The sequence below is a fragment of the Acinetobacter sp. YH12241 genome (genome assembly GCF_013417535.1).
Taxonomy (GTDB): Bacteria; Pseudomonadota; Gammaproteobacteria; order Pseudomonadales; family Moraxellaceae; genus Acinetobacter.
Map to the genome: position 1 here is coordinate 1 of NZ_VPDQ01000025.1, position 13,220 is coordinate 13,220.

A 13,220-nucleotide genomic window follows, 5' to 3' on the forward strand; every position below is an offset into this window, starting at 1 on the left:
AAGTTTAACGGCATATCAAAAGAGTACTTTGATTATCATCTTAAAGAAACTGAATGGCGTTGGATGAGGGAACCTAATGAGTTAGCAACTGAGCTGTGGAACCTCATTAGGTAAAATTAAGTGTAAATCTGCTAGTCTAGAGCCATAATAATTTAGGGGTGAAATGTGAAATATTTATTATTAGCTTTGTGTTTAGTGTCGGGGTTTGCTTTTGCTGAGAGAACAACTACCAGTATTCGTACTCCATCTGGTGACCTGGTAAAAATTGGTGATAGTCATCAATCTCTAAAAGACAAATTAGAAGTTAGAGGCCCAAGACACTACGTGCTTGATGATGGCAAGCTATATTGTGCAGCTACTGAGTATGTAAAAGAAGTGGATTTGCAGGAATACACCATCATTTTATGTCGCGACAGAATTGTGAAAATCTTATGGCGTAATATTTAAGAGGGATGCCCAATGAAATACTTAATCATTGGCCTTTTAGTTCTGGCATCCGGTATGTTTTATTTTATGTATCAAAGTAATAAAGCATCGGCTGAAAGATTAAAGCAGGCGGAGATTGCTCACCAGCAGAAGGTGAAAGCAGAGGCGGAAGCGGAGCAGAATAAGTTAAAGATGGCTGAGGAGGCAAAGGCCCAAAAGATTGAGGTTGATTCTAAAATAAAAAATTTGCAATCTAAGTACCAAATGGACTACCTAGAAGCAAAAAAAGTAGTGGAATCACCTGAAATGAGCAAGGATGGCAGAGCGTTCTATGTGGGCTTGGCGGGAAGATGGAGTGATGCTTTTAAGGTGGCTAATTCAACCTCTAGAATAGCCTTATCTCAACCGGTGAAAGACATGCAGCAAATCAAGCGAGATTTGGAGGGGCGAGCAACTGAAACAGCTTGCGAGGTCAAATTAAAGCAAGAGTTATTAAAATCCTATGATTTTGCGATTGATGGATTTTTGCAATTCATGCAGAAAAACGAAATTCTATCCACAGGATTTATAAATGCGAGTAGTATTTTTCAAGAAAATGCTAATGCATTAATAGAGTACTGTTAAAAAAAGCACCCTCGGATGTTTTTTTGATGCCTAATTTCACCCGCTTCGGCGGGTTTTTTAATGCCTAAAATTTAGAGGTCAGCATGTCTGGTAAAAACTTAACATTCAAATTAATCATGGATGCCGACACTAAAAGTTTTGTTGGCAATATCAAGCAGTCTGAAGATGCGGCTAAGTCAGTATTCAATGCAATAAAACAAGAATCAGAACTTTTAAAACAAGCGACTACTGATGCTTCTAAAGAGATGGGAAATATTATCCCAAAAGGAACCAGTGAGTTAGCGGACAAGCTTTCACAATCCTTAAATGCTGCTACAGGAATCATTAAGGATGCTGGTGATAATGCAAAATCTACAGCAGGTAATTTTACTGATTTTGGAAATAAGGCTGAAAAGGCTCTAGATCAGCTTAAAGGGGATTTAGCCCAAGCTAAGCAGAATCTTGAAGCATTTTCCAAAACCAAAGCTTCACCAGCAGATATTGAAAAGGCACAGGTAGAAGTTGATCAGCTTGAAAAAGAAGTTCAACAGGCAGACCAGGCATTTAACGGTTTTCAAGCAGAAGTAAATAAAGCAAATACAAGTCTAGAAAATACGGATACAGCAGCTCAGACGGCGCAAAAAGGTATTGGAGCTCTAAAAACTGGATACACCGCCCTTATCGGGGTAATGGGTGGTATTGGTATTGGTCTGGGTATTCGTGAGCTTGCACAAGCTGCAGATTCTTATACCAACCTTTCAGCACGAATTAACATCGCAACCAGTGAGGGTGGAAACTTTACCCAAGCTATGGCTGGGGTGCATCAAGTTTCGCTGATGACCAATACTAGTCTTGATGCTACTGCAGGTTTATTCACAAAAGTGAATGATGTGGGCAAGCAGATGGGAATGACCCAGCAGCAAAGCCTGGATCTAGTTAAGACCATCAATATGGCCATCCAAACTGGTGGTGGAGATGCTGCTGCCAGTGAGGCTGCAATTGTTCAGCTGACTCAAGCACTGCAATCTGGCGTATTGCGCGGTGATGAGTTCAATTCCATCATGGAGCAAGCTCCAGGTATTTCTAAAGCTTTAGCTCAGTCACTCGGGGTAACCACCGGTGAACTGCGTAAGATGGCTGAGAATGGCGAACTCTCAGCTGAGAAGGTCATTCAGGCACTACAGCAGCAGTCAACAGCAATTGAAGCTGATTATGCTAAGTTCCCAACAACCATCGGCAATGCCTTGCAGCGTATCGCTACACAATGGCAGATCCTGATTGGTACAATGGATCAGGCAAACGGTGCATCTGCAACAGTAGCACAGTGGCTGGTAACCCTTGCTGACAACATGAATGTAATAGAGACCATACTTAAGGACATTGGCGAGGGATTTATCTGGGTAGGGGATCAGCTTAAGAAGATTGACCCAGCCACAATTGAAGCACTTAAAGAGGCATTAAGTACTGCCTATGAGACTGTAAAGTCTATGGCTAGCACTCTAGGGACTGGAATTGGAAACACTGTAGATCAGTTAAATACACTCCTTGGAGCAATGTTTAATTTTGATAGTGGTATAGATACCGCAACAGATAAAACTAATGGCTTCACCAAAGCTTTACAGGCTCTTAATGTGGTCTTTGGTTTTATCGGTGATGGTTTCGAGACAATTAGTATTGTTTCTAATTTGCTTGCTGGTGTGTTCTATGACGTTGGTGCCGCATGGGAGGGATTTAAGGCTAAACTTAAATGGGGTGATGCTAAAGACCAAGCTATTGCAGACATGGAGGCAATGGCTAAGAAAGCCCAAGAATATTATGATCGGGCTTCAAATGGGGCAACAGATTTTAAATCAAGGGGCATAGCAGCCATCCAAGAGATTGGAAAAACTCAGGATCAGAAAAACCAAGAATCCCTACAAAATAACAATGCCACCTTTGCAGAGCTAATAAAACAAGACCAGGAATTCGTTCTAAAGTCCAAGGAATTGGCAGGCGAACGTGCGGCCATCAATGCGCAATTAAATCAGGCTCGTAAGGATGGCAACCAGTCGACCATTGATGCAATCATTCAGAAATCTAATGAACTGGAGGGCCGCGAAAAGGAGCATGCAGCCAATAAAGCCACATTAGATAAGGATATGCTGGCTTCTGCTCAGGATTATGCCGAGGCTGCTATCAAGGCCAATGGCGGTGTCATGGACGGCGTGATGCAGGCCGATCTATTAACCAAAGGCTATATCGTCACCATCGATGAGGCTGGAAAGGTTAGTGTTCAGGCAAGTCAAAGTGCAGAACAGGCTGCTGAAAGTGCTGCTAAAAAGGAAGAAGCTCTAAGGCTGGCCAAGGAGAATGTTAAGAAAGCCGATGAGGAATATTTGGCTTATCAGAAACAGGCTACAGTTGAACGTGCACTTCTGGAACAACAGATTGAGCAAGCCAAGAAAACTGGTGATCTAAATGCTTTAGCTTCTGCTCAGGCGTCCATTACCGCCATCAATGCCAAAGAAGCTGAGCTATCCCAAAACCGCGACTTACGTATAGCTGAATTAAATAAAGCTAATACCGGGTCCGGCCAAGTGGCTGAAACGGCATATTCAAGAGCCTCTGCCGCTGCCAAGTTGTTTGGCGTGGATCTGGATGTTTCACTAAACAAGGTTTCTAAATCATTCAGTAGTTCCGGGAATGAACTGGATGGACTTAAGACCAAGTTGGGTGAGGCAGGGTATACAGGTAAACAAGCTGGTGATGTTCTTTACCAAGCATGGGAGGATTGGCTTAGTAAGGCAAAAAGCCAGGCGGAGATCGATGCGGCAAATGCCAAGATGCGTGAGTTTGAGGCACAGGGAGTGTTCTCAACTAAGCAGGTTGAATTGGGTGTTGTTGCAATAAAGAGAGCTACATCGGAACTACCTGATGTCTTAGATGAAACAGGAAAGGCTTTCGAGCGTCTTGGTATTAAAACTAAGGAGCAACTTCGATTGTCAGCTCAAATGGCTTTAGCGGATTTTGAAACAGTGCGCCAGAGCGGTCAGGCCACCCAAGCTGATCTGCAAAAGGCTTATGAAAAAACAATTCAGCTGGCGTATGCCTCGGGCGATGCTCAAAGTATTGCAGCAGCAAATGCCAAAGCAGCTTCACTAGGTTTATCGATCCAAGTCAGTGAAACCGGCCAAGTTTCAGTGAAAGCCAATAATGCTGTGGAAGAAAGCTTACACCGTGTTCGTAATGCCACAGGTAATGCAGGTGATGGCTTCGATGATCTCGGCCGTAGGGGTGTTAGAGCAGGTAACGATACTACTGAAGCATGGGAAGAAGCTCGCAAAGCAACGGAAGCAGCTATGGCTTCTCAGGGCAAGATGAAGGCATCCAAAACTGGAACAACTGCTAAACATGGGCTTTCTGTTGAAGAAATTGAACAGAGACTTAAGGATATTGGTTATGAAGGTGATACTAAGCAAAAAGCCAAGCAACTTTTTCAGGATGCCGAGCCGGTGGCTGGGGGGTATTACAAATCAGCCTCCAATGAATGGGTGAAGAAAAAGTATGGTACTACTGCTTACGATAACCAGAAGGCTTTAGGTAATGCTATGTATGTTATGGAACAGATTGAGAAGTTGGAGCAGTATGTAGGTAAAAGTGGTAGATCAGCCAACTTGGGTGATTATGCGCCATCAATTCCTTCTGTGTCATCAAATGCTGCTACACAAAGCATTAAGGAAAGTGTGAATTACAACATCCAATTCGGAGGTCAAACCCTATCCCTTACAGGTGATGCAAGCCAAAAGGATGTAATGACCAATCTGGTAAATCAATTAAAAGGTATAGCGAAATCAACATGAAACTCATTCGCTTAGCAACATCAGAAACCGTCCCATTAGAGGACGGTTTTTTATGGTCTGATGAATTCTCCTGGAAGCCCATCGAACAAACTCAGGCTTATGCAATGGATGGCACTTTGCATATTCAGGAAGGCAAAAAGAAGTCGGGCCGACCAATCACCTTGCAGCCAGCAGACCAAGAAATGGGCTGGATCAAGCTACGTGAACTGCGGACTGTTTTGGAATGGTCAAAACTGCAGGAAGAGAATTTCAAACTGAAGTTTGAGCAGCCTCATGACAACCGAGAATTCATAGTCAAATTTAACCACCAGGAGGGAGCCTTAGAGGCTGCACCGGTGAAAGGAATTCCAGCTGTATCACTGGATGATTATTACAACGTGACCTTACGCTTTACGGAGTTAGACGATGGCGATTGAAACTAAGGATTTAGTAATTTACAAGTCTGAACGCTTGACTGATAACTCGGATGGCGGTGGTAAATATTCTGGTGTTGTAGTGCAGGATGGCATTAGTAATAACCTGTTCAATGATGTATCTGAAATGGATCGAACCATGGGTGATGTGTCCATGCGCAAGGTTTTTCCAGCAGTTACGACTGAAGACACTGATTTACTCATGGGTGCAACGGTATTTGTATCTGAGCTACCAGAAGATCCAAATGTCTCAGCATTATTGTTTAGCACCAAGAACTGGACGGATGAACGTCAGTCGGCTCAGAACCGGGTAGAGAATTATCTGGCCAAAGGCGGGCAGATTGCTGGTACGCCACTGGATACGCACTGGAAAGGTATGGCATCGCTGCAGGTGGCCATGTTTCCGCAAGAGGTTGAATCATCCGTTGGGGATACGATTGTCCTGATCAGTGATGAAGGTAAAGCTTTAGAGCGTGAACAGTATGTACGTATTACTAAAGTTGAAACGCGTACCGCAGTCATGGTCATTGATGGCAAGAGTGTTGAATACAAAGTTGCCACTTATTCGTTAAATGATGCTTTGGAAATTGATTTCGTCGGCCTTTCAGCCCGTCAGTGGTACGCGGGCAATACCTCAAAAACCATTATCCGCGATACCATTGTTGCAGACACAGGGCTTTACTATTCATCGACAGCACTGGCATCTGATGCAAACGTGGGTGAATTTACGGTAAATGCTAAAAGCATCTTTGCACAGCTGATCCCATCTGCCCAGACAGAGACTCCAATTATTGATGTCAACGCTGCAGGTGAAAGCGTGGTACTGGTAGCGGGTAATGAAGGTACCATCACGGTCAATTATCCGAATATGGTGATTGGTGTGAGCCAGAACCTGTATATCGGTTCAGCAGTGATTCCATCTAGCGTGGCGTTTACATTACAGGGGCAGCAGATCACCGATCAAGGTGGCTTGCTCAAGAATACTCAAGGCACACAGGTCGGCACAGTTGATTATCAGCGTGGTTTGATTCAGTGGACATCATCCGCACCTGCTGGAACCACTAGCCTAAATATCACATTCAAACCAGCTGCGGCACCAAACCAGTATTATCAAAGCCACACGATTCCGGTGACTCAGAATAATCAAGGTAGCAATTGGTCCGGTGTTTTAATTCCGATTCCAGCACCAGGCGCTTTGTCCATCTCGTATATGTCACAAGGCAAGTTCTATGAACTTAAAGATGATGGATCTGGGCAGTTAAAGGCTGCCAGTCCGTCATTTGGTTCGGGTATGATCAACTATGAAACCGGCTCATGGCTATTAACGACTGGTGCATTACCAGATGTAGATACACCAATTCTGCTGAACTGGGGCACACCAATTGTCACCTTCGTACGATCAAATTTAAGTGTAGAAAAAGCTGCCTTTGATTTTGATTTAGGTCGGCCGGGTGTATTACCGGGCATCACCATTAACTGGATGCTTGAAGGTGAAGAGAAAACAGCAACCTCCAATGCCCAGGGCAAATTTACCGGTGATGCCACCGGTGAAATTAATTATGCCACCGGGATTGGCAAAATCATTCCGAATAAGTTGCCACAAAAAGGTACGGTCTTTTCGGTGATCTATAACTACGGCACTTCACTTGAGCAGACCAAAATGGATGTTACTCCTGTAAATCAAAAGCTGACCTTTACCATTGGTACGGGATCAGCAATTCAGCCAAATAGCGTGGAATTAAGAATTCCGGTTAAAAGTAGTGATGGTATGGTAGCTGGCTTTGTGACGCTGATCGACACACCTGTAAATGCAACGATTGGCAATCTTGTTAATGAGCGTGGTCAAGTACAAGGTTCAATTACATATGCTACCGGTGCGGTTGAAGTTACACCTCAGGGCGTGGGTCATCGCTTCAAATCCACGTTTACACCTATGGCCACTTATGCCGCAGCATAGAGAGGAAATATGTCTTTTTATTCTCCACAAACATCCAATATTTCTGGTGAACAGGTTGAACTGAAAGCCTTTGGTGCTGTAGATGTTCAGATTAAATATCGTGATACATCAGGATCGAACTCGGCAACCCATATGGTGACGGCCAATAAGCTCAAACTGGATTTATCTTCTGGCTTTGATGAGCAGATTTTGACAGGTTCTGCGCGTTTTAAGGTTGGCGCCGATACCTTTTTGGACCGTACTGGCTTGCTGTATCGCAATGTGAATCCAGCCAGTAATAGTGGGATTCAGTCGGGTGTTATTCAATACGGTACCGGGATCGTTGAAATCGATTCCTGGACACCGAATACAGATAACACGATTACCTTGGAATCCTTAACTACCACAACCGACTTGTTGCCAGTCAATAAGATCAGCTTTAGAGCGCCGATCATGCCGATCCGGCCACAATCCTTAACTGTGGTTGTGGGTACCACTGAATTTGGTCAGCTGACATTAACCGCTGATGAAAATGGCGTAATCGAAACCAGCCGGGCGCATGGCCAAGTGAATTGGGAAAATGGCTTTGTCACGATTTACTTCTATACCAAAACCAAAATCACCGAAGCCAACCGAGCGGAAATTGAGTCAAACGACTGGTATGACCCGCTGCTGGAATATCAGGAGGGAGTCGATACTTATATCAATGTGCCAGTCTGGGTGGATGCTTCATCCGTACGCTATAACGCTGTGGCGTATACCTATATCCCACTAGACTCTGAAATTCTAGGTCTGTCTGCTACACGCTTGCCGATTGATGGCCGGGTGCCGATCTTTCGGGTTGGTGGAATTGGTATTGTCAGTTCAAGTAAGGCTCAGGAATTACCAAGTGCAATTGCAGGAACCACGTACGATCTGAATGATCAGCGCATTTCATGGGCAGAACTTGAAGATGCCAACGGAACGAAAGTAGCTTTCGATTTGTACACAGTTGATTATGATTATGGCCGTGTGACACTCGGTGGTGACTTTATGCTAGGTAATCTGGTTGAGCCACTGGTGACAAAATACCGCTATCAGGATATGGGTCTGATACGTGATGTGCAGATCAATGGTCAGCTGACTTTCACCAAGCCCTTAACACATAACTATGATGCGGTGGATACCATCGTAGGATCTGCTTTAGTGATTGGTGACATGCAGGCGCGTTACACACGCAAGTTTGTGCAAGGCTCGTGGAGTAATGTATGGGTTGATGAGCCAACGGGTAGCGGCATTTCAGCCAACTATAACGATGCGTTATATCCAATTGCTGTGACGAATAAAGGCGCTATTCAAGAGCGATGGGCACTGATCTTCACTGATGCACAATCATTCCGCTGTGTTGGTGAATACTCAGGGCAGATCGGCACAGGGAGTGTGAATGTGGATTTTGCTCCAATCAACCCAGTAACAGGCTTGCCATATTTCACAGTGAAAAAAGAAGGTTGGGGCGCGGGCTGGGCAAATGGTAACGTGCTGCGCTTCAATACTGTAGCTGCAAACTTCCCAGTCTGGGTGATTCGTACAGTGAAGCAATCTGAGCCAACTGTTATGTCAGATCAATTCCAAATCATGCTACGTGGCGACATTGACCGCGTGCTGTAAACATTAATTTAAATATGACCGCTTTGTGTGGTCTTTTTTTTATAGGTAAAAAAGATGGCAGGTTTAGTAAAGCACTATCAAAATACCATGAAGGGCATCCCTCAGCTATCTAATGCTTGGGGTTCAATGATCAATTTACTCGATGCGGTCTTGGTTAATGGTTTTAATCATGTGCCAGTGATAAGCATAAGCAAGTCAACACCTACTGCTATTACCGCAACTATCCACTTGGGCAGTGGTCATGGTTTTATTGATCGCCAAGTGGTACGTATCACCGGCTCAACAAATGGCTGGGATGGTGATTATAGGGTTTTAAGTGCTGACACTAGCTTAATCACGATTGAATGTACAGCGGAACATCCAAGTGTTATTTCGGGTACAGCAACTTGTTTTACAGCGCCACTTGATTTTGAGGTTGTATATCAAACACCAGTTGAATCTATTGAACCAAAACGTGCATATCGCTCTACCGATCCTGAGTCATTAGGTTTAATTTTGCTGGTACATGATTTTTGTGTAAGTGGTGCTGCGGCAACAGGTGCAAAATTTGCAAAGGTAGGCGTGGTGTCCGGTATGACTGATATTAACAACATTACTGGTGTACAAATGCCGTATGATCCCGCAAAACCAAATAGCAATTGGGAGTGGGATGGAGCTTATCACGGCTGGGCAAAATGGTACTATCGAACCGCCAATCACGGTGGTTCAGCCAGTACTATAACAGATAACACCCAGATAACCACCCCCGTCAATTCACAATTCTTACTTGTGGGGGGGGCTGACGGTTTTGTTCTGGATGTTACTGTCAGTGACCGAGGTCTTTTTCAGACATATGGATATCTCGAATTTTTAGATGCCAGGAATAATACTAGAAATCTAGCTTTACTGGCTGCTGGAGTTCAAATAAGAGCTAAAGAGAGTGATAACCTTGTTGCGCACGCTAGGTCTGGAGTAAGGCTAGGTGGTAACACTACACCTGCTTATGGTGGCTTATATTTAAATGCAGCTATCTGGTTTGATGCGGCAGGAAGTTCAAATTACGAACTTGCAGGTCAGTCTATCTATCTTGGGCAAGGTAACAATAAAAACGCCTCCGTATCTGCATCTAGTAATGTGTTTTTTGTCCCCTTTATGCTAACAGTTGGTGATAATTATATTGGATATCTGCCTTTCATTAAGAGCACTGCCAATTCATCTAATGTGGAAGGGGTTTCAAATATCGGCAAGTACGTTACGCGCTACTCAATGAATGAAGCAATACTTCTTATTAAGCATGGCTATACACTGGAGCAAAGGTAAATGGATATATTAACCCCCATTAATTTATCTATACATGCTCAGAAATGGACGGTCATAGCTGGGCGCATATATGAGCTAGGTATTCCGGTGGCAAGACAAGTCAATATTTATAACCGAAACAATGGCATGTTAATAGCTACGACGAAAAGCGACGCTGATGGTCGTTATCGAGTAAATATTCCTTTAATTAATGCTTATACAATTACATCTATCGACCCAAAGCGTCAGTTTAATGCAGTCATCCAAGATAACGTGGTACCAAAATGAGTAAAACATCAGTTAATGCCCGGCTTGCCATGATTCAAGCCTTTGCAAATTTCATGGATAACGGTAGCCAAAGTGCTACCGTTATTTTTTATGAAGGCGTGCAGCCTGCCAGCCCTGCTGTTACAGCAGACTCAAACAGTGCTTTGGTGACACTCACGTTTCCTGAGCCATGTATCAAAGAAACCACTGCAACTTATGTGGAGTTTCACCCAACCGATACCGCAACAGTGATCAAGTCAGGCACTGCAACGTGGGCACGTATTTATAATGGTGCAGGTGAAGTGGCTGCCGATCTGACAGTAGGTACAGATATTTCTCTGGCCAACACCAATCTCGCGCTTGGCGGCACGTTGTCAGTCACTTCGATAAAACTCAGACCTTAATTTAAAAAGGGTGCTCATGTGGATTTTAAAAATAAGCTCGGCACCGTTGATGCTCACAACTTAAACCTGAACTTTAAGTCTGATAATACTGACAGTCATAACATCACTCTTAATTTTGAGCATCTAGCCGACGGATCAACCAATCTCAATTTCGGTGATGATGTTTCTGCTGTAATCGATACAGCACTTGATACTGAGTTTTCATTTGAAGTCACAGCAGTCTATGCAGATAGTGGTGCAAACACTGCAGTTATAGACACGGTACTTGATATTGAGTTCAGCTTTGATGTTGTCGCAGTCTTTAAAGAGAACACCGATGTCATTGGGCACATTGATACAGTCTTAGACACTAGTTTTAACTTTGAAATCGAAGCGGTATTTAGTGAAAACCTGTGCACGATTGATACGGTTTTAGATACTGGGTTTTCATTCGAAGTTAAAGCCCTGTTTGATATTAATCATATTGTCGGGGTGTCTTACGGCTTTGACATGCGCTATCAGAAAGCCATCGCAGCCTTGAGCACCACAGAAATACCATGGGCCAAGCCTATAGTAAGAGTCTCAAATGAGGCTCTTTTTTATGACCAGGGTTTGGTGATTTCCAATCAGAAAAATATTCAATATGAGCAAGCAGGGTCATTGAATCGCGCGGTTAGATCGATACATGAGCAAGCAACCGGTTTAAGTTCAGATGCATATGTGATTTGGGAAGAGGGTGATAAACGCTTTATTCATCAGCGTTATCTGCATGAAGAAACCATCAAGCTGCGCCATAACCGGGAAACCCTCTGGCAGGAAATGATTCGCCGTCGTAAGACGTTTACCTATTCACATGAAGTGGCTCAAGTCTTTGAGCATCGGTTTTCATTTGAATGGGATAAAGGGCTTGAAATTGTTACCAAGTCAGATTTGCCATGGGATAAAGCCAAAGCGATTCATTATCGCAAGCATCCGATTCAACCTTGGCCAAAGCCCGAAACGCCCAAATATGAGGGCACTGGCGATCTAAACTTTGTATGCCTGTGTCATGACATCGATTCGCACAATATTGTTTTAAATTTTGGTGCAGATGACTGTATTCCAGCACTGCCGAAAAGGAACTGGTGGTATCTCGTGAATACATTAACAGCCGAGCGCTTAGATACCGGTGAGAAGATTAAAGTCATGGATGGCACCTACAGCACCAGCCGGTCGCAGTGGTGTTGGACTTACTCAATCACAGTGGCTCATACCGAGAAAGATAAACTACAGCCGATCGATGGGCAGCCATTGATTCTTAAAGTCATAATCAATGGCTTTGAGCATCATATTCTGCTGGAAGATCCCGAAGAAACCCGACGCTTTGCCAGTGTGCTTTACACTTACCCGGGGCGAAGTGTTACTGCTTTGAACTCGGATAAATACGGACCAACACGCTCATTTATCCAGGACAATGAACGCACCTCTGTGCAGCTGGTGCAGGCTGAACTGGATCGAGCAAATAGCGGTACAACTCTGGACTGGAAACTGATTGATGATCTGGGTTGGATTGTACCGATTGAAAGCCTGAGCTATGCAGAACTGGCGCCAATCGATGCAATCAAGCAGGTGGTTGATGCAGGCGGTGGCTTTATCTATAGCCAGAAAGCAGGCAACATACTGACTATTTTACCCCGGTACCAGAAAGGCTATTGGGATACGATGACCGTGGATGATTACGATATTCTATTGTCTGAAAGCCTGGTCATGCAGCAGAACATTAAGAAGAACGATGAATACATTGCTGACTTCAATGCCATCACTGTAGTAAATAGTCGAAGTGGTGAGAGCCTGAAAGTACAGCAACGGGGTACCTCAGGTGATGTGCCGCTTGAGTCAGTCACTGGTCCACTATTCAATGTGGTGTCAGGTGCCAGCTATGGGAAGAATGCATTGGTGAAAGCCAATATTCAGGAACTGCACACATTCTCTGATATCCCGGTCAGTCAGGAAATAGGTGAGATGCTACCTGGTAAAACCATTGCTTTTAATGGCCAGTGGTGGGGTGTGATTGACTCAGTTTCAGGTAGCTTCTCACATGAAAAAGTGAATGAAACCATTACCGTGGAGCGCATCAGCCGTGAGTAATCCTTTATTTGAATTGCGTAAGCTCTTGAATCCAACCCATGCCGAATACATTGGCACCATTACATCAGTGAAACATCCAGAGTATCGGGTACAGATTGACGGTGGATCTGGTCCGGTACTATGTACGTCCGGTACAGCCTACAATTTAGGTACTAGAGTATTCATTTCAAACCAAGTGATCCTAAGGCCAGCACCTACTGGACAGCATTCAGAAATAGAAGTCTAAACTTACAGAAATAGAAGTCTAAACTTAACCAAATGACAGCACCTTTTTTAGGTGCTTTTTTATTGCCAAAAAAAT

The 13,220-nt window shown here is 44.0% G+C and carries 11 protein-coding genes and 1 pseudogene; all 12 read left to right on the top strand.

Features of this window, described 5'->3' with window-relative positions:
- Positions 1 to 114, top strand: a pseudogene (locus FTV18_RS12255) (IS1595 family transposase); the annotation flags it as partial.
- A 51-nt stretch (positions 115 to 165) separates the two neighbouring features.
- Complete coding sequence (locus FTV18_RS12260) at positions 166 to 447, top strand: hypothetical protein (protein ID WP_180018298.1); 282 nt, start codon at positions 166 to 168, stop codon at positions 445 to 447.
- A gap of 12 nt (positions 448 to 459) precedes the next feature.
- Positions 460 to 1,050, top strand: a complete 591-nt coding sequence (locus FTV18_RS12265; protein WP_180018296.1) for a hypothetical protein — start codon at positions 460 to 462, stop codon at positions 1,048 to 1,050.
- Between the two features lie 83 nt (positions 1,051 to 1,133).
- Positions 1,134 to 4,868 carry a tape measure protein gene (locus FTV18_RS12270; RefSeq protein WP_180033307.1) on the top strand — a complete coding sequence of 1,245 codons (3,735 nt, stop codon included), beginning with the start codon at positions 1,134 to 1,136 and terminating at the stop codon, positions 4,866 to 4,868.
- A complete protein-coding gene (locus FTV18_RS12275) occupies positions 4,865 to 5,284 on the top strand; it encodes a hypothetical protein (protein ID WP_180018292.1) in 420 nt (139 codons plus the stop codon). Before FTV18_RS12270 ends, FTV18_RS12275 begins: the two co-directional genes overlap by 4 nt.
- Positions 5,274 to 7,238 (top strand): hypothetical protein, encoded by a 1,965-nt coding sequence (locus tag FTV18_RS12280; RefSeq protein ID WP_180018289.1) that lies wholly within the window; start codon positions 5,274 to 5,276, stop codon positions 7,236 to 7,238. The genes FTV18_RS12275 and FTV18_RS12280 overlap by 11 nt, the downstream gene beginning before the upstream one ends.
- Positions 7,239 to 7,247: 9 nt before the next feature.
- Complete coding sequence (locus FTV18_RS12285; RefSeq protein WP_180018287.1) at positions 7,248 to 8,864, top strand: hypothetical protein; 1,617 nt, start codon at positions 7,248 to 7,250, stop codon at positions 8,862 to 8,864.
- A gap of 54 nt (positions 8,865 to 8,918) precedes the next feature.
- Complete coding sequence (locus tag FTV18_RS12290; protein WP_180018285.1) at positions 8,919 to 10,163, top strand: hypothetical protein; 1,245 nt, start codon at positions 8,919 to 8,921, stop codon at positions 10,161 to 10,163.
- Positions 10,164 to 10,430 carry a hypothetical protein gene (locus tag FTV18_RS12295; RefSeq protein WP_180018283.1) on the top strand — a complete coding sequence of 89 codons (267 nt, stop codon included), beginning with the start codon at positions 10,164 to 10,166 and terminating at the stop codon, positions 10,428 to 10,430.
- Positions 10,427 to 10,813 (top strand): hypothetical protein, encoded by a 387-nt coding sequence (locus FTV18_RS12300; protein ID WP_180018281.1) that lies wholly within the window; start codon positions 10,427 to 10,429, stop codon positions 10,811 to 10,813. The genes FTV18_RS12295 and FTV18_RS12300 overlap by 4 nt, the downstream gene beginning before the upstream one ends.
- 18 nt (positions 10,814 to 10,831) lie before the next feature.
- Entirely contained in the window at positions 10,832 to 12,919 is a 2,088-nt protein-coding gene (locus FTV18_RS12305) for a hypothetical protein (RefSeq protein ID WP_180018279.1), read from the top strand.
- Positions 12,912 to 13,145: a hypothetical protein gene (locus FTV18_RS15755; protein ID WP_180011301.1), complete on the top strand. Its 234-nt coding sequence runs from the start codon at positions 12,912 to 12,914 to the stop codon at positions 13,143 to 13,145. Before FTV18_RS12305 ends, FTV18_RS15755 begins: the two co-directional genes overlap by 8 nt.
- Positions 13,146 to 13,220: the final 75 nt, after the last annotated feature.